14 protein-coding genes are annotated in these 18,117 nt (G+C 57.8%); 6 read left to right on the top strand and 8 right to left on the bottom strand.

From position 1 onward, the window contains the following. Positions 1–6: 6 nt before the first annotated feature. From rsmG to rpmH, 7 genes are all read right to left on the bottom strand, one after another. Positions 7–642, bottom strand: coding sequence for a 16S rRNA (guanine(527)-N(7))-methyltransferase RsmG (rsmG, locus tag QZH45_RS01020; RefSeq protein ID WP_173668675.1), 636 nt, complete (start codon positions 640–642; stop codon positions 7–9). A gap of 5 nt (positions 643–647) precedes the next feature. Then, entirely contained in the window at positions 648–2,540 is a 1,893-nt protein-coding gene (mnmG, locus tag QZH45_RS01025; RefSeq protein ID WP_024777781.1) for a tRNA uridine-5-carboxymethylaminomethyl(34) synthesis enzyme MnmG, read from the bottom strand. Positions 2,541–3,077: 537 nt separating this feature from the next. Continuing rightward, positions 3,078–4,448, bottom strand: a complete 1,371-nt coding sequence (mnmE, locus tag QZH45_RS01030) for a tRNA uridine-5-carboxymethylaminomethyl(34) synthesis GTPase MnmE (protein WP_055135074.1) — start codon at positions 4,446–4,448, stop codon at positions 3,078–3,080. A gap of 79 nt (positions 4,449–4,527) precedes the next feature. Then, on the bottom strand, positions 4,528–6,210 hold the full coding sequence (yidC, locus tag QZH45_RS01035; protein WP_024777779.1) for a membrane protein insertase YidC: 1,683 nt from the start codon (positions 6,208–6,210) through the stop codon (positions 4,528–4,530). 2 nt (positions 6,211–6,212) lie between these two features. Then, entirely contained in the window at positions 6,213–6,458 is a 246-nt protein-coding gene (gene yidD / locus QZH45_RS01040) for a membrane protein insertion efficiency factor YidD (RefSeq protein ID WP_010465488.1), read from the bottom strand. Continuing rightward, a complete protein-coding gene (gene rnpA, locus QZH45_RS01045; RefSeq protein WP_024777778.1) occupies positions 6,451–6,852 on the bottom strand; it encodes a ribonuclease P protein component in 402 nt (133 codons plus the stop codon). The genes yidD and rnpA overlap by 8 nt, the downstream gene beginning before the upstream one ends. Before the next feature lie 16 nt (positions 6,853–6,868). Then, positions 6,869–7,003, bottom strand: coding sequence for a 50S ribosomal protein L34 (gene rpmH / locus QZH45_RS01050; protein ID WP_003213577.1), 135 nt, complete (start codon positions 7,001–7,003; stop codon positions 6,869–6,871). Between the two features lie 564 nt (positions 7,004–7,567). Between rpmH and dnaA the strand changes: the two genes are divergently transcribed. From dnaA to gabP, 5 genes are all read left to right on the top strand, one after another. Beyond that, the gene (gene dnaA / locus QZH45_RS01055) at positions 7,568–9,088 is read left to right on the top strand and encodes a chromosomal replication initiator protein DnaA (protein ID WP_024777777.1); all 1,521 of its coding nucleotides are present in this window, start codon (positions 7,568–7,570) and stop codon (positions 9,086–9,088) included. 39 nt (positions 9,089–9,127) lie between these two features. Beyond that, positions 9,128–10,231: a DNA polymerase III subunit beta gene (gene dnaN / locus QZH45_RS01060; protein WP_024777776.1), complete on the top strand. Its 1,104-nt coding sequence runs from the start codon at positions 9,128–9,130 to the stop codon at positions 10,229–10,231. Between the two features lie 12 nt (positions 10,232–10,243). Beyond that, positions 10,244–11,347: a DNA replication/repair protein RecF gene (recF, locus tag QZH45_RS01065; RefSeq protein ID WP_024777775.1), complete on the top strand. Its 1,104-nt coding sequence runs from the start codon at positions 10,244–10,246 to the stop codon at positions 11,345–11,347. Positions 11,348–11,352: 5 nt separating this feature from the next. Beyond that, a complete protein-coding gene (gene gyrB / locus QZH45_RS01070; protein WP_024777774.1) occupies positions 11,353–13,770 on the top strand; it encodes a DNA topoisomerase (ATP-hydrolyzing) subunit B in 2,418 nt (805 codons plus the stop codon). 301 nt (positions 13,771–14,071) lie between these two features. Continuing rightward, complete coding sequence (gene gabP / locus QZH45_RS01075; protein WP_055135073.1) at positions 14,072–15,466, top strand: GABA permease; 1,395 nt, start codon at positions 14,072–14,074, stop codon at positions 15,464–15,466. 36 nt (positions 15,467–15,502) lie between these two features. Here gabP and QZH45_RS01080 read toward each other — a convergent pair whose 3' ends face one another. Beyond that, entirely contained in the window at positions 15,503–16,237 is a 735-nt protein-coding gene (locus QZH45_RS01080) for a response regulator transcription factor (protein WP_024777772.1), read from the bottom strand. A gap of 213 nt (positions 16,238–16,450) precedes the next feature. Here QZH45_RS01080 and QZH45_RS01085 point away from each other — a divergent pair, with 213 nt between their 5' ends. Next, positions 16,451–17,989, top strand: a complete 1,539-nt coding sequence (locus tag QZH45_RS01085) for a PAS domain-containing sensor histidine kinase (protein WP_055135072.1) — start codon at positions 16,451–16,453, stop codon at positions 17,987–17,989. The last annotated feature ends 128 nt before the right edge of the window (positions 17,990–18,117 follow it).

Consider the following 18,117-nt stretch of genomic DNA (forward strand, 5'->3'; position numbering starts at 1 on the left):
TCCCAATCATGCCGTGCGGCGCAGTATCAGCAGATGGCGTTGGCCTTGGCAACCGGGTACGGCCAGGGCGTGTTCGCTATCGAGGTGGAAATCCGATGGCAATGCTACCAGCTCATCGGCCGGATGGACGCCCTTCATTGCCAGCCAGCGTGTTTCGACGTCGCCCAGGTGGCGAGTCCAGTTGCTGAAATTCTCCATGCTGCTGAAGGCCCGGGAGATGATCCCGTTGAACGGCTGTGCAGGTTGGAACGCTTCGACCCGGCTGTGGATAACTTGCAGGTTATCCAGCTTGAGCTCAAGTTTGACTTGGGTCAGAAAGCGAGTTTTCTTGCCGTTGCTGTCCAGGCAAGTCACTTGCGAGTCCGGAAACAGGATCGCCAGCGGGATGCCGGGCATGCCGCCGCCGCTGCCGACATCGAGCCAGCGACCGTTTTCGATGAAAGACATCACGCTGAGGCTGTCGAGCAAGTGCCTCGACACCATTTCGTCCGGATCGCGTACGGCAGTCAGGTTGTAGGCCTTGTTCCATTTGATCAACAACGCCAGATAACCCAGCAGTTGCGCGTGCTGGCTTTCGCTCAGGCTGACCCCGAGCTGCTTGGCACCTGTGGATAATTCTTCGGCGTGTTGCGAGGTGACCATCGAACTCAAGCGCTTTGCTCCAACTGACGGCCCGCGCCGCGTTTTTTCAAATGAATCATCAACAGGGAAATCGCCGCAGGAGTTACGCCAGGGATACGCGACGCCTGTCCCAGGGTTTCCGGCCGGGTCGTACCCAGTTTGCTCTGGATTTCCTTCGACAAGCCGGAAATGACTGTGTAATCGATATCCACAGGCAGTTTCGTGTCCTCGCTGGCGCGAAGACGGGCAATTTCGTCTTGCTGGCGGTCGATGTAGCCGGCGTACTTGGTCTTGATCTCAACCTGCTCGGCAACCTGTGGATCTTCCGCACCCTGGCCGGTCACTTCCACCAGCCCGGCGTAATCGATTTCCGGCCGGCTCAAGAGGTTGAGCAGGTTGTATTCATGCGTCAGCGGAGTGCCGAATTTCGTCGCGATGGCATCTCCCTGTTCGGTACCGGGACGAACCCAGGTGCTTTTCAGCCGCTGCTCTTCCAGTTCGATCCCTTCGCGCTTCTTGCAGAACGCGGCCCAACGCACGTCATCCACCAGTCCCAGCTCGCGGCCTTTCTCGGTCAGGCGCAGATCGGCATTGTCTTCACGCAGGATCAGGCGATATTCCGCACGGGAGGTAAACATCCGATACGGTTCCTGAGTGCCCAGTGTGATCAGATCATCAACCAGAACACCGATGTACGCTTCATCACGACGCGGGCACCAGCTGTCTTTGCCTTGGGCGCGCAATGCAGCGTTGGTCCCGGCCAGCAAACCCTGGGCTCCTGCTTCTTCGTAGCCGGTAGTGCCGTTGATCTGCCCGGCAAAGAACAGGCCGCCGATGACTTTCGTTTCCAGGCTGTACTTCAGGTCACGCGGATCGAAGTAATCGTATTCGATGGCGTAGCCCGGACGAACGATATGGGCGTTTTCCATGCCACGTATCGACTGAACGATCTGCAATTGCACATCGAACGGCAGGGACGTGGAAATTCCGTTCGGGTACAGCTCATGCGTGGTCAGCCCTTCCGGCTCGATGAAGACCTGGTGGCTTTCCTTGTCGGCAAAGCGATGGATCTTGTCTTCGATCGACGGGCAGTAACGCGGGCCGACACCTTCGATGACGCCGGAATACATCGGCGAGCGATCCAGATTGGCGGCAATGATTTCGTGGGTGCGGGCATTGGTGTGGGTAATCCAGCAACTCACCTGTTGCGGGTGCTGCTCTTTCGACCCCATGAAGGACATCACCGGGATCGGCGTATCCCCCGGTTGTTCGGTCATGACCGAGAAATCCACAGACCGCCCGTCAATCCGTGGTGGCGTACCGGTTTTCAGGCGGCCAACGCGCAGTGGCAACTCACGCAGACGCTGAGCCAAGGCAATCGACGGCGGATCACCCGCGCGACCGCCGGAATAGTTCTGCATTCCTATGTGGATAAGTCCACCGAGAAAGGTCCCGGTGGTCAACACCACGGCATCAGCGAAGAAACGCAGGCCCATCTGGGTGACGACACCACGGACCTGTTCCTGTTCGACGATCAGGTCATCGGCCGCTTGTTGAAATATCCACAGGTTCGGCTGGTTCTCCAGGATTTCGCGGACAGCCGCCTTGTACAGGACCCGGTCGGCCTGGGCACGAGTGGCCCGTACCGCTGGGCCTTTGCGGCTGTTCAATACGCGAAACTGGATACCACCTTTATCGGTAGCCATGGCCATCGCACCGCCGAGGGCGTCGATTTCCTTGACCAGATGACTTTTGCCGATGCCACCGATGGCCGGGTTGCAGCTCATGGCACCGAGGGTTTCCACGTTATGCGTCAACAGCAGGGTCTTTACACCCATGCGTGCTGATGCAAGTGCTGCCTCGGTACCGGCATGACCGCCGCCGATGACGATCACTTCAAAACGGGAAGGGAAATCCACCACGCACCTCGTGCCTGCTTAATTCAGGTAATTCGGAAATAGGTTATGAGTCTGGCCCGAACGTTTTCTGGACCAGGTCGGCAAGTATAGGGACTTCCCCTTTCCTAAAGAACCCTTTGCACAAAATTTAACCAGCTGTGGAGAACTAGCGGTTAAAAAAATAAAAAAGAAAGAAATTTATAAAACCTTTGTTTTTATGTTTATTCTTACTGCCCTCCCTTTCTGTGGATAAACAGCTACAGGCCTTTATTTTCAATGTGTACAGAGATTCTGAACCCTGTGGTCATCTGGCACTGAGGGGCTTGGATAACCGGTGTAAGCCTGTGGATTAAGTGGGTGCTTATCCACAGAGCGGATTATGTCCAGTTTCCAAGGGGGTTTATCAACTGAGCTCAGCGACAGTTACCCACAGGGCTTAACCCCAAGCAGAATTGCAGATACACCCGCGGGCGAGCCGCCATAAAGGGCAATCGAGGGAAGGGAGGGAGGGAAGTCGGGCCACAAGGAACGCAATGTGCAGCCCGCTTGAAGGAAAACTTACTTACCGATGCAAAAGCTGGAGAAAATCCGTCCCAACAGGTCATCGGAACTGAAGGCACCGGTAATTTCTCCCAGGAACTGCTGGGCGTGGCGCAAATCTTCGGCCAGCAATTCTCCGGCACCCGCCAGCGTAAGCTGTTCGCGACCGTGTTCCAGCGCGGCGCTCGCATGGCGCAAGGCTTCGAGGTGACGACGCCGGGCGCTGAAGCTGCTTTCCGAGGTTTGCTCATAGCCCATGCAAGCCTTGAGGTGTTCACGCAGCAGTTCCAGGCCCAGCCCAGCGTCTTTTGCACTCAGACTGATGGTCACGTGGCCGTCAGCGCTGACCTCAAGGGCTATCGCCTCGCCTGTCAGGTCGGCTTTGTTACGGATCAACGTGACTTTCGCCGGGTCCGGCCGTACTTCGAGGAACTCAGGCCACAAAGCGAAAGGATCATCCGCTTCCGGTGCAGTCGCATCAACCATCAGCAACACGCGATCGGCCTCGCCAATGGCCTTCAGCGCCCGTTCAACGCCGATCTTTTCCACCTGGTCATCGGTATCGCGCAACCCGGCGGTATCCACAACATGCAAGGGCATGCCATCGATGTGGATATGTTCACGCAGGATGTCCCGGGTAGTGCCGGCGATCTCCGTAACGATCGCAGCTTCACGGCCTGCGAGTGCATTGAGGAGGCTGGATTTGCCGGCATTCGGTCGCCCGGCGATCACCACCGTCATACCGTCGCGCAACAAGGCACCTTGTCCCGCTTCCCGCAGTACTGTGGATAACTCCTCACGCACTTTGTCGAGCTGGCTTAGCACGTGGCCATCGGCAAGGAAGTCAATTTCTTCTTCGGGAAAGTCGATGGCGGCCTCGACGTAGATTCGCAGGCCGATCAGTTGTTCGGTCAGGCCATGCACGCGCTGGGAGAACGCACCCTGCAAGGAACGCAGGGCATTGCGTGCAGCCTGTGCCGAACTGGCTTCGATCAGATCGGCGATCGCTTCGGCCTGGGCCAGGTCGAGTTTGTCGTTGAGGAAGGCCCTTTCACTGAATTCGCCCGGCCGGGCCAGGCGACAACCCAGTTCAAGGCAACGCTTGAGCAGCATGTCCAGAACGATAGGGCCGCCATGGCCCTGCAGTTCCAGCACGTCTTCCCCGGTGAATGAGTTCGGCCCCGGGAAATACAGAGCGAGGCCTTCGTCGAGCACCTGCTGGTCGTCACTGAAGAATGGCCCGTAATGAGCAAACCGTGGCTTGAGCTCACGACCACTGATGGCCTTGGCCGCGACACTGGCCAGCGGTCCCGAAATGCGGACGATGCCAACACCGCCTCGACCTTGGGCGGTGGCAACGGCGGCGATGGTTTCACGAGGTGTGCTCATAAACCGGTATCCAGACAAAAATGACAGATAGCAAAACGCCCCACTAGGGGGCGTTTTGTGTGGTTATCCACAGTGCAAGTTACGCCTCGGCTTTCTTCGTAGCCGACTCGATCTTACGCGTGATGTACCACTGTTGAGTAATGGACAACACGTTGTTCACAACCCAGTACAGCACCAGACCAGCCGGGAACCACAGGAAGAAGAAGGTGAAGATGATCGGCATCATTTTCATGACCTTCGCCTGCATTGGGTCCGGAGGCGTCGGGTTCAGCTGCTGCTGGATGAACATGGTGGCGCCCATGATGATCGGCAGGATGAAGAACGGATCCTTGATCGACAGGTCGGTAATCCACAGCATGAACGGCGCCTGGCGCATCTCCACGCTTTCCAGCAGAACCCAGTACAGCGACAGGAACACAGGCATCTGTACGAGAATCGGCAAGCAACCACCTAGCGGGTTGATCTTCTCTTTCTTGTACAGCTCCATCATGGCCTGGGACATTTTCTGCCGGTCGTCGCCATGTTGCTCTTTCAGAGCGGCCAGTTTTGGCGCCACGGCGCGCATGCGAGCCATGGACTTGTAGCTGGCGGCCGACAATGGGAAGAACAAGCCCTTGATCAGCATGGTCAAGAAGATGATCGACCAGCCCCAGTTGCCGACGATGCTGTGGATATGTTGCAGCAGCCAGAAGATCGGCTGGGCAATGAACCACAGGAAACCGTAGTCCACGGTCAGTTCCAGACCTGGGGACAACTGTTTCAGCACGGCCTGGCTTTTTGGACCGGCATACAATGTAGCGCTGGTTTCAGCCTTGGCACCCGGAGCAGCGGTCAATGCAGGACCGGTATAGCCGATGATGTAGTTGCCTTTACTGTCCTTGCGGGTCTGGACGATGTTGTTTTCGCCCTTCTGCGGGATCCAGGCGGTTACAAAATAATGCTGCAACCAGGCAACCCAGCCACCTTGAACAGTTTCCTTGAGCTGCGCCTTGTCCATGTCTTTCATGGACACTTTCTTGTACGGCTCGGAACTTGTCCACAGAGCGGCACCCAGGTAAGTCGCAGTGCCGGTGGCGGTGCTGGAGGAAGGATCGGCGCTGGCATCACGTTTCAGCTGCGCGAACATCGCACCGGACCAAGGCTGTGCGCTCTGGTTGTCGATCAGGTAGGACACGACTACGTCATACAAGCCACGTTTCAGCGTGAAACGCTTGATGTAGTTGACGCCATCCTTGCTGAACTTCAGGTCCACGACCAATTGGTCCTGACCGTCAGCCAGTTGATAACTTTTCTTCTCCGAAGAGTAGACCGGACGACCGGCCGGATTGGCATCCGGGCCATTGGCACCGATCAGGCCGCTCTGGGCCAGATAAGTCCGCTCGTTACCGTTATCGAACAGCTGGAACGGAATTTCCGGATGATCCTGGCGACGTGGATAAAGCGGCAGCGTCAGCTGGGCGACGTCACCACCCTGTGGATCGATTGCCAGTTGGAGCACGTCGGTCTTGATCTGGATCAGATCCTTGCTTGCAGCCACAGGGGCTTCGGCAGGAGCACTGCTATTGCTTGCCGCGCGCGGAATGTCATCACTGCTGGCAGCGTTGTTGCCGGAAGCAGTGTCCGGCAGGCTCGGTGCGGTATTGCTGGCTGCAACATTCTGAGTCGGCAAGGCAGCCTGGCCATAGTCCTGGTTCCATTTAAGAACCATGACATAAGACACGATTGCCAGGGCGACGATCAGGATCGTGCGTTTGATATCCATGATTACTCGGCCATCGAAGAAGAACGGGAGGTAGGGATAGGCGGAACCGGGTCATAACCACCGGGATTCCACGGATGACAGCGACCTAAACGACGAAAGGTCAGCCAGCCACCGCGCAGAAGGCCATGATTTTCTATGGCTTCATACGCGTAGCAGGAGCAGCTGGGGTAGAAACGACAGTGACTGGCCATCAGGGGACTAATGGCGTAGCGGTAAAACTGGATCGGAACGAGTGCCAGTTTACGCATCGGGACTGTCCACCCCTGCAGTTTCGGTGTTGACTGGTGATGCTGGCTTGTTGCGGGCCAGACGTTTCCAGAGCTTGCCGAAATGCTGAATCAGTTCAGGGTTTTCTACGTCCCCCAAACCTTTGCGCGCGACGATAACGATGTCCCATCCAGCCAGTGAATCCTGGTTCAGTCGGAACGATTCGCGCATCAGACGTTTGAGGCGGTTGCGCTGCACGGAGAGCTTGACGCTCTTTTTCCCGATAACCAGCCCTAGGCGGGGGTGATCGAGGTCGTTGCTGCGCGCAAGGAGCAGGAGATTTTTCCCCGGAACCTTGCCGGTAGGGGAGTCAAAGACTGCCTTGAAATGCCGGGGTGTAAGCAGACGCTTTTCCCGACTGAAGTCCTGACTCACCTCCAGTGCCGGATTATCAAACTGCCAGACGCGCACGACCTTTGGCGCGACGACGCGACAGGACGGCACGACCGTTCTTGGTAGCCATGCGAGCACGGAAACCGTGGGTACGAGCGCGTTTGATAGTGCTTGGTTGGAAAGTACGTTTCATGTCGTGTTACCTGGTTCGTCCACAACGGGCCGGAATGGCCCCCGTTTTAAGAGACCGGGGATTCTAGAGAAAGCAAGTCCATAGGTCAATTTCCAACCAACGTTTCCTTTAAATAGATATTCAGGCGTCCGGTTGTTGATCACGCAGCGCCAGATATAGAAATAGAGAAGGGAATTATTTAAAGCTTTTCTGTGAATCTTATAAAAGCTATGCGGCCTCCTGCCTGTGGATAACCAGCACAAGCCCTTGTAGAGCGGCCTGTACAGAGAATGACAACTACAGGGGAAAGCAGTGTCCAGCCTGTGCTGCGGCCTCGGATAAGCTGTGTGTGGAAAGGTTGGTTATCCACAGGAGGCTTATCCACCGAGTTTCCCCCCGACTTGTACAACGGCCTCAGGCGGGGTTATCCACAGAGCTTATCCACTGACCGCCTGTCGTCTTTTTGTGGGTTAACGCATTGATAAATCGTGGCGGAGGATGAACCTGCGTGTGGATAAGTGAACGTCTGCTCGCTACAATGGCCGCTTGTTTTTGCCTCACCGGCTTTCAACTTAGGGGATGTCCGTGTCAGTGGAACTTTGGCAGCAGTGCGTGGAGCTTTTGCGCGATGAGCTGCCTGCCCAACAATTCAACACTTGGATCCGTCCGCTACAGGTCGAAGCCGAAGGCGACGAGTTGCGCGTCTACGCACCGAACCGTTTCGTTCTCGACTGGGTCAACGAAAAGTACCTGGGTCGGGTCATGGAGCTGCTCGACGAGCATGGCAATGGCATGGGGCCTGCGTTATCCCTATTGATAGGCAGCAAGCGCAGCTCGGCCCCACGCGCGGCCCCGAATGCGCCGCTGGCTGCCGCGGCCTCTCAGGCCCAGGCCGCTGTAGCGCCGGCAAACCCGGTCGCCCCGGCCTCGTCTCCAGCGCCGAGCAAAAGAAACCCACAGAAGGTGTCCGAGGCCAGTGAAGAGCCCTCTCGGGACAGCTTCGACCCGATGGCGGGCGCCAGCACTCAACAGGCACCGGTACGCGCCGAACAACGCACCGTGCAGGTCGAAGGTGCGCTCAAGCACACTAGCTATCTGAACCGCACCTTTACCTTTGAAAACTTTGTCGAAGGCAAGTCCAACCAACTGGCCCGGGCAGCAGCCTGGCAGGTGGCGGACAACCCCAAGCATGGCTACAACCCGCTGTTTCTGTATGGCGGTGTGGGTCTGGGTAAGACCCACTTGATGCATGCTGTGGGCAATCACCTATTAAAGAAGAACCCGAACGCCAAGGTTGTGTACCTGCATTCCGAGCGTTTCGTGGCCGATATGGTCAAGGCGCTGCAACTGAACGCCATCAATGAATTCAAGCGCTTCTATCGTTCGGTGGACGCGCTGCTGATCGATGACATTCAGTTCTTTGCCCGCAAGGAACGTTCCCAGGAAGAGTTTTTCCACACCTTCAACGCGTTGCTTGAAGGCGGGCAGCAGGTCATTCTCACCAGTGACCGTTATCCGAAGGAAATCGAAGGCCTGGAGGAACGTCTGAAGTCGCGTTTCGGCTGGGGCCTGACGGTAGCCGTCGAGCCGCCGGAGCTGGAAACCCGGGTAGCGATCCTGATGAAAAAGGCCGATCAGGCCAAGGTCGAGCTGCCTCACGATGCCGCGTTCTTTATCGCTCAGCGGATTCGCTCGAACGTGCGCGAGCTTGAAGGTGCCCTCAAGAGGGTGATCGCGCATTCCCACTTCATGGGCCGCGATATCACCATCGAGCTCATTCGTGAGTCTTTGAAAGACCTCCTGGCGCTTCAGGACAAGCTTGTTTCTGTGGATAACATTCAGCGAACCGTTGCTGAATACTACAAAATCAAAATATCCGATCTGCTCTCCAAGCGCCGTTCGCGTTCGGTGGCTCGGCCGCGCCAGGTGGCCATGGCCTTGTCCAAGGAGCTGACCAACCACAGCCTGCCGGAAATCGGCGATGTGTTCGGTGGACGCGACCACACCACCGTGTTGCACGCCTGCCGCAAGATCAACGAACTTAAGGAATCCGACGCGGACATCCGCGAGGACTACAAGAACCTGCTGCGTACACTGACCACTTGATGACCACCAGCGCAGCTTATTAAGGCAAGGGACTAGACCATGCATTTCACCATTCAACGCGAAGCCCTGTTGAAACCCCTGCAACTGGTCGCAGGCGTCGTCGAACGCCGCCAGACCTTGCCGGTACTTTCCAACGTGCTGCTGGTTGTCGACGGCCAGCAACTCTCGCTGACCGGTACCGACCTGGAAGTCGAGCTGGTTGGTCGTGTGCAACTTGAAGAGCCGGCCGATCCGGGTTCCATCACGGTACCGGCGCGCAAGCTGATGGACATCTGCAAGAGCCTGCCCAACGATGCGCTGATCGACATCAAGGTCGATGATCAGAAGCTCGTGGTCAAGGCCGGGCGCAGCCGTTTCACCCTGTCGACACTGCCCGCCAACGACTTCCCGACCGTGGAAGAAGGCCCGGGCTCGCTGACCTGCAGCCTTGAGCAGAGCAGGCTGCGCCGCTTGATCGAACGCACCAGCTTCGCCATGGCCCAGCAAGACGTGCGTTACTACCTCAATGGCATGCTGCTGGAAGTGTCCGCCGGTGTAATCCGCGCCGTTGCTACCGACGGTCATCGCCTGGCGATGTGCTCGATGCAGGCCGATATCGGGCAGCCGGATCGCCATCAGGTGATCGTGCCTCGTAAAGGTATCCTGGAATTGGCTCGCCTTCTGACCGAGCCGGACGGCAATGTCAGCATCGTATTGGGTCAGCATCACATCCGCGCCACCACCGGGGAATTCACCTTCACCTCGAAGCTGGTAGACGGCAAGTTCCCCGATTACGAACGTGTGCTGCCTAAAGGTGGTGACAAACTGGTAGTGGGCGACCGCCAGGCGCTGCGCGAGGCCTTCAGCCGTACCGCGATTCTGTCCAACGAGAAGTACCGCGGTATCCGTCTGCAACTGGCCAGCGGGCAGTTGAAGATTCAGGCGAACAACCCTGAACAGGAAGAAGCGGAAGAAGAAGTGGGTGTTGATTACAACGGCGGCTCCCTGGAGATCGGCTTCAACGTCAGCTACCTGCTCGACGTGCTGGGCGTGATGACCACCGAGCAAGTACGCTTGATCCTGTCGGACTCCAACAGCAGTGCCTTGGTGCAGGAATCCGATAACGACGATTCGGCTTACGTTGTCATGCCGATGCGTCTGTAATAATCAGCCTAGATGTCCTTAAGTCGCGTCTCGGTCACCGCGGTGCGCAATCTGCACCCGGTGACCTTCTCCCCTTCCCCCCGAATCAATATTCTTTACGGCGCCAACGGCAGCGGCAAAACCAGCGTCCTGGAAGCCGTACACCTGCTGGGGCTTGCCCGCTCGTTTCGCAGTACCCGGCTGTTGCCGGTCATCCAGTACGATCAATTGGCCTGTACGGTGTTCGGGCAGGTAGAGCTGGCGGAAGGGGGGCATAGCGCGTTGGGCATTTCCCGGGACCGGCAAGGCGAGTTCCAGATTCGCATCGACGGCCAGAACGCCCGGAGCGCCGCGCAACTGGCGCAGATCCTGCCGTTGCAATTGATCAACCCGGACAGTTTCCGTCTGCTGGAAGGCGCACCGAAGATTCGCCGGCAATTCCTGGACTGGGGCGTATTTCACGTGGAGCCGCGTTTCATGGCGACCTGGCAGCGCTTGCAGAAGGCGCTGCGCCAGAGAAACTCTTGGCTGCGGCATGGTACACTTGACGCCGTTTCGCAAGCGGTTTGGGACAGGGAACTGTGCCAGGCCAGCGCTGAAATCGATGAATACCGCCGCGCTTACATCAAAGCCTTGAAACCGGTTTTCGAGCAGACCTTGAGCGAGCTGGTTGAGCTCGAGGGCCTGACGCTCAGCTATTACCGAGGCTGGGACAAGGACCGGGAACTGAGCACCGTACTGGCTGGCTCGCTGCAACGGGACCAGCAGATGGGCCATACCCAGGCTGGACCTCAACGCGCTGACTTGCGCCTCAGATTGGGCGCCCATAACGCCGCGGACATTTTGTCCCGGGGGCAGCAGAAGTTGGTGGTGTGTGCCTTGCGTATCGCCCAGGGGCACCTGGTCAGCCAGGCCCGTCGCGGTCAGTGTATTTATCTGGTGGATGACCTGCCGTCCGAGCTGGACGAGGCCCACCGTCGGGCGCTGTGCCGTTTGCTGGAAGACTTACGCTGCCAGGTTTTTATCACCTGTGTAGATCACGAATTATTGAGGGAAGGCTGGCAGACGGAAACGCCAGTCGCTCTGTTCCACGTGGAACAGGGCCGTATCACCCAGACCCACGACCATCGGGAGTGAAGGCATTGAGCGAAGAAAATACGTACGACTCAACGAGCATTAAAGTGCTGAAAGGCCTGGATGCCGTACGCAAACGTCCCGGTATGTACATTGGTGACACCGACGATGGCAGCGGTCTGCACCACATGGTGTTCGAGGTGGTCGACAATTCCATCGACGAAGCCCTCGCCGGCCATTGCGACGACATCAGCATCATCATTCACCCGGATGAATCCATCACCGTTCGTGACAACGGTCGAGGCATCCCGGTCGACGTGCATAAGGAAGAAGGCGTTTCCGCGGCCGAGGTCATCATGACCGTGCTGCACGCCGGCGGTAAGTTCGATGACAACTCCTACAAGGTTTCCGGCGGGCTGCACGGCGTAGGTGTTTCTGTTGTGAACGCGCTGTCCGAGGAGCTGGTGCTCACCGTGCGCCGCAGTGGCAAGATCTGGGAACAGACCTACGTCCATGGTGTGCCTCAGGCGCCAATGGCTATTGTTGGCGACAGCGAAACCACTGGTACCCAGATCCACTTCAAGGCTTCCAGCGAAACCTTCAAGAACATCCACTTCAGCTGGGACATCCTGGCCAAGCGGATCCGTGAGCTGTCCTTCCTCAACTCCGGTGTCGGCATCGTCCTCAAGGACGAGCGCAGCGGCAAGGAAGAGCTGTTCAAGTACGAAGGTGGCCTGCGTGCATTCGTTGAATACCTGAACACCAACAAGACCGCGGTCAACCAGGTGTTCCACTTCAACATCCAGCGTGAAGACGGCATCGGCGTGGAAATCGCCCTGCAGTGGAATGACAGCTTCAACGAGAACCTGTTGTGCTTTACCAACAACATCCCTCAGCGCGACGGCGGCACCCACCTGGTAGGTTTCCGTTCGGCGTTGACGCGTAACCTGAACAACTACATCGAACAGGAAGGCCTGGCGAAGAAGCACAAAGTCGCCACCACCGGTGACGATGCCCGCGAAGGCCTGACGGCGATCATTTCGGTGAAAGTGCCGGATCCGAAGTTCAGCTCCCAGACCAAGGACAAGCTGGTGTCTTCCGAAGTGAAGACCGCGGTCGAGCAGGAAATGGGCAAGTATTTCTCCGACTTCCTGTTGGAGAACCCGAACGAAGCCAAGCTGGTGGTCGGCAAGATGATCGACGCCGCGCGTGCCCGTGAAGCGGCGCGCAAGGCCCGTGAGATGACCCGCCGCAAAGGTGCGTTGGACATCGCCGGCCTGCCGGGCAAACTGGCTGACTGCCAGGAAAAGGACCCTGCCCTGTCCGAACTGTACCTCGTGGAAGGTGACTCTGCTGGCGGTTCCGCCAAGCAGGGACGCAACCGCCGGACCCAGGCCATCCTGCCCCTCAAGGGCAAGATCCTGAACGTCGAGAAGGCGCGCTTCGACAAGATGATCTCTTCCCAGGAAGTCGGTACGCTCATCACCGCGCTGGGCTGTGGCATCGGCCGCGAAGAGTACAACATCGACAAACTGCGCTATCACAACATCATCATCATGACCGACGCCGACGTCGACGGTTCGCACATCCGTACCCTGCTGCTGACGTTCTTCTTCCGTCAGTTGCCGGAGCTGATCGAGCGCGGCTACATCTATATCGCCCAGCCGCCGCTGTACAAGGTCAAGAAAGGCAAGCAGGAGCAATACATCAAGGACGACGACGCCATGGAAGAGTACATGACGCAGTCGGCCCTGGAGGATGCGAGCCTGCACCTGAACGAAGACGCCCCGGGCATTTCCGGTGAGGCTCTCGAGCGCCTGGTCAACGACTTCCGCCTGGTGATGAAAACCCTCAAGCGCCTGTCCCGCCTGTACCCACAGGAACTGACTGAGCACTTCATCTACCTGCCGGCCGTCAGCATGGAGCAACTGTCCGATCACGCAGCGATGCAGGATTGGCTGGCCCAGTACGAAGTCCGCCTGCGCACCGTCGAGAAGTCCGGCCTGGTCTACAAAGCCAGCCTGCGTGAAGACCGCGAGCGTAACGTCTGGCTGCCGGAGGTCGAACTGATCTCCCACGGTCTGTCGAACTACGTCACCTTCAACCGCGACTTCTTCAGCAGCAACGACTACAAGACTGTTGTATCCCTCGGCGCGCAACTGAGCACGCTGCTGGACGAAGGCGCCTACATCCAGCGTGGCGAGCGCAAGAAAGCCGTCACCGAGTTCAAGGAAGCCCTTGAATGGCTGATGGCTGAAAGCACCAAGCGCCACACTATCCAGCGATACAAAGGGTTGGGTGAGATGAACCCGGATCAGTTGTGGGAAACCACCATGGACCCGGGCTCGCGCCGGATGCTGAAAGTGACCATCGAAGACGCCATTGGCGCGGACCAGATCTTCAACACCCTGATGGGTGATGCGGTCGAGCCTCGTCGTGACTTCATCGAGAGCAATGCGCTGGCGGTGTCTAATCTGGATTTCTGATCCTTCGGCAACGCCTGCTCCAAAAAAGCCAACGCTCATGCGTTGGTTTTTTTTTACGCTTGAAGAAGATGTTCCCTGTCAGCACTGGGTGCTCGATGATCGGGTAACGCAGTAACACTCAGGAACAAACCTTTCATTCTCAATCCCTTGCATATCGGCCCAGACCCCCGACACCACGGGACCTCAGCTTTTCTGGCGTAAAACTTGCGTGTTAAATAAACAACACCTCGTTTCTTTAAATTTACAAAAGACACGGTGGTACGAGGCGGTACGAATAAATTCAAGACCAAGGGTAGTCTCAATGAGTGGTACGCAAACTTCCAACAATCTGGAGCAAGGGCTCAAACCCCGGCATGTGACGATGCTCTCCATCGCCGGCGTGATTGGTGCCGGGCTTTTCGTAGGCTCCGGTCATGCTATCGCTGCGGCCGGTCCGGCTGTGCTGTTGGCTTACGCCGCCGCCGGTGCATTGGTGGTGTTGGTGATGCGGATGCTGGGTGAAATGGCGGTGGCTTCGCCGGACACCGGTTCGTTCTCGACTTACGCTGATCGTGCTATTGGTCATTGGGCCGGTTTCACTATCGGTTGGCTCTACTGGTGGTTCTGGGTGCTGGTAATTCCACTGGAGGCCAACGCCGCCGCGACCATCCTGCATGCTTGGTTTCCGAACGTGGCGATCTGGGCTTTCACGCTGGTCATCACATTACTGCTGACGATCACCAACCTGTTCAGCGTGAAGAACTACGGGGAATTCGAATTCTGGTTCGCCTTGGTCAAGGTCATAGCAATCATTGGCTTTATTGGCCTCGGCACGTTGGCGATCTTCGGTCTTTTGCCCACCAGCCAAGTCAGCGGTGTTTCGCACTTGTTCGACACCCAAGGCTTCCTGCCAAACGGCATGGGTGCGGTGTTGGGGGCGATCCTGACCACCATGTTTTCGTTCATGGGCACCGAGATCGTGACCATCGCGGCGGCTGAATCGAAGAACCCGGGTCAGCAGATTTCCAAGGCCACCAACTCGGTGATCTGGCGGATCGGCTTGTTCTACCTCGTGTCGATTTTCATGGTCGTATCCCTGGTGCCATGGAATGACCCGCTGCTCGCCAGCGTGGGTTCCTACCAGACTGTGCTGGAACGCATGGGCATCCCCAATGCCAAGTTGATCGTCGATATCGTGGTGTTGGTTGCGGTGACCAGCTGCCTGAACTCGGCACTCTACACGGCGTCGCGCATGATGTTTTCGTTGGGCAAGCGTGGAGATGCGCCGGCCGTTTCCCAGCGCACTAACAAGAGCGGCACGCCTTACTGGGCGGTGATGCTTTCGACCGCTGCGGCGTTCCTGGCGGTGTTTGCCAACTACGTGGCCCCGGCGGCGGTGTTCGAGTTCCTGCTGGCCAGCTCCGGCGCCATCGCACTGCTGGTGTATCTGGTGATCGCGTTCTCGCAACTGCGCATGCGCAAGCAGCGCATGGCCCGTGGGGAAAAAATCGCCTTCAGCATGTGGTTGTTCCCAGGCTTGACCTACGCGGTGATCATTTTCATCGTCGCGGCCCTGACCATCATGCTGTTCCAGGAGGCCCACCGCGTGGAGATCCTGGCGACCGGGCTGTTGAGCCTGCTGGTAGTGGTCTCCGGATTGCTGGTGCAGCGCCGCCGGATTGCAAAAACAGGAAGCCTGGTACAAACGCACGGCTGATTGATCGTTCCCACGCTCAGCGTGGGAACGATCAACCTAGCTCGCCACCGATGTTTCGCTTCCCGCCGTCACACTCTCCAACCGATACCCATACCCATAAATCGTCAACAACTGCCAACCTCGGTCCGCCGTCAGGCCCAGCTTGTTGCGCAGGCGATAGATATGGGTGTCGAGTGGACGGGATGAAGTCATTTCTTCGTGGGTCCAGAATCGTTCGTAGAAATATTCCCGGGACAATGGACGACCCAGGTTGGCGAACAGGCAACGGGCCAGGCGGTATTCCCGCTCGGTCAGGCTGATGGGGATACCGGCGCGGGTGACGGTCAGCTCGGCGTCGTCGAAGGCCAGGTCGTTGAACACCAGCATCTCGCTGGCCGGAGCACGTTGCAGGTTATGGCGACGCAACACCGCAGTGACCCTGGCCTTTAGCTCGTTGGGCCTGAAGGGTTTGCTCACGTAATCGTCAGCCCCGGTGTTGAGAGCCTGAACGATGTCGTGTTCACCGTCCCGGCTGGTGAGCATGATGGCGGCCGGTGGCGAGTCCATGTGCTCTCGAGTCCAGCGCAACAGTGACAGGCCGCTGATATCGGGCACTTGCCAATCGAGGATCAGCAGGTCGAAGGTCTCCCGACGCAGTTGACGCAACAAGTCCTCGCCGCGTTCGAAACTGTGCAGGGTCCAGGTCTGCTCTCCCCTGCCGGGGATCTGTTGCAGTGTCTGTTCCACCCGGCGCAATTCTGCCGGTTCGTCATCCAGTATGGCGACACGCATGGGCGCGATTCCTTGATCTCTAGGGTAACGGACATCATCAGGGGAGCGCGCAATCTGTCAGATCCGGTGCCGATCCCCTGTCGCAGGCTGCGACAATACCGGCTCACGGCGTAGAGGGAAAGGCAGCAGCACGCCAGCCATCGAGTCCGCTATAGTCTTGGGCTTCGCATCAACCATGAAGCCAATCCTCTCTCGTGTTCGGTCAGGGTATCTATGAGTCATCCGCGTCGCAGTGAAAGCCGTGAACCTACCCAGGCCCAGCGATTGTTTCGACAACTGGTGCGTGAGTGGTTGTGGATAAGTCTGCTGCTGTTACCGGTGACGGCGCTGTTGTCGCTCAGTGTCCAATCGGCTCGCCATGGATCGAGCGTCGTATTATCAGTGTGCCTGGTAGCCTGCGTGCTGGGACTTTTACTGCTGCGCCCTCACTTGGCCCTGTGGACAATGGTGGGTGGCATGACGGCGGCATTGTCGATCAGTGCTGTGCTGGCGTTAGAGGGTTGGTGGTGGTCACCGCTGGCGAGTGTATTGGGAATGCTGTTTGGTTACCTGATCTGGAATTGGCGACGCCTGAGCGTGGTGCTGGCCTATTTCGGCTGGGAGCTGGCGCGCCTGGACGCGGAGCCGAAAGTGTTTCCGGAGCGCCGACGTACCCCTTACACCGGCAGTGACCGCCTGCAGGGCCAGATCATGGCCCTCGAACAAGCGATGGGTAGAACCCGCGACACCCGCCGATTCATTGCTGATGGACTGGAATACTTGCCTGTCGCGACCATGATCAGCGATCCGCAAGGCAGGATACTGCTCGGGAACCGCAAGGCCCGGGATCTTTTCGGCCATGTCCTGGCGGGCTGCGATGTGCTGGAACAGCTTGTGCAGCTGGGGTATCCAGCGCTGGAGCGCGAACCCCATCACCGGTTATCCACATTGCCCTTGGTGGAGTTTCGCGACACTCGCGAACGCAGCCTGCGCCTGGAGCGGGCGCCGCTCATGACGGTTGACGGCGATACGCCCATTGGCTGGTTGCTCAGCCTTATCGACCTGAGCGCGGAGCGAGAAGCCGAAGAGCAGCGCAGCGTGATGCTGCGTTTTCTCTCCCACGACTTGCGTGCGCCTCACTCGGCGATTCTGGCATTGCTCGATGTGCAGCGGCATCAGGCCGGTGGGAATGATCTGCTGTTTGACCAGATCGAGCGCCAGGTCCGTCGAGCCTTGGGCCTGACGGAAGGTTTCGTGCAACTGGCCAAGGCGGAATCCGAGGCGTACCAGTTCCAGCCGACCCTGTTCGCCATGTTGATCCTGGATGTGATGGACCAGGCTTTGCCCATCGCCCAGGCCAAGCGTATCCGGTTGACTCATGCCGTGGATGATGACGAAGCGATGGTGACGGCGGATCAGTCTCTGCTGACCCGTGCGCTGTTCAATCTGCTGGAAAACGCCGTCAAGTACAGCTTGCCTGACAGCTGCATTTCACTGACGGTTCGTTGCGCGGAGGGCTGGTTGGTCTGCGAGGTCAGCGATCAGGGTAAAGGCATTGATGCCGAGGATCTGCCGGCCCTGTTCAGCCAGTACCGGCGGTTCTCGTCAGCCCATGGTGTGGACGGGATTGGTTTGGGATTGTCGATGGTCAAAGCCGTGGTCGACCGTCATGGCGGCCACATTAAATGTCACAGCGTGATCGGTGAAGGCACGACATTCAGTTTGCGGTTCCCCTTGCTGGGGGAGGAATCGAAAGATCACGGCGTTCTATGAAAATGGTTCCTGGCAGCGAACCGTATAAGTGCTAAGAAAAACTTATGCACCTGTTGGTCGGTTTTATGTTTTTAAGAAATATGCATTAAAAACAAACGGTTAGAAGATAAAATCTGCAGTTTAAGAAC

The organism is Pseudomonas corrugata, from assembly GCF_050920615.1.
Taxonomy (GTDB): domain Bacteria; phylum Pseudomonadota; class Gammaproteobacteria; order Pseudomonadales; family Pseudomonadaceae; genus Aquipseudomonas; species Aquipseudomonas corrugata.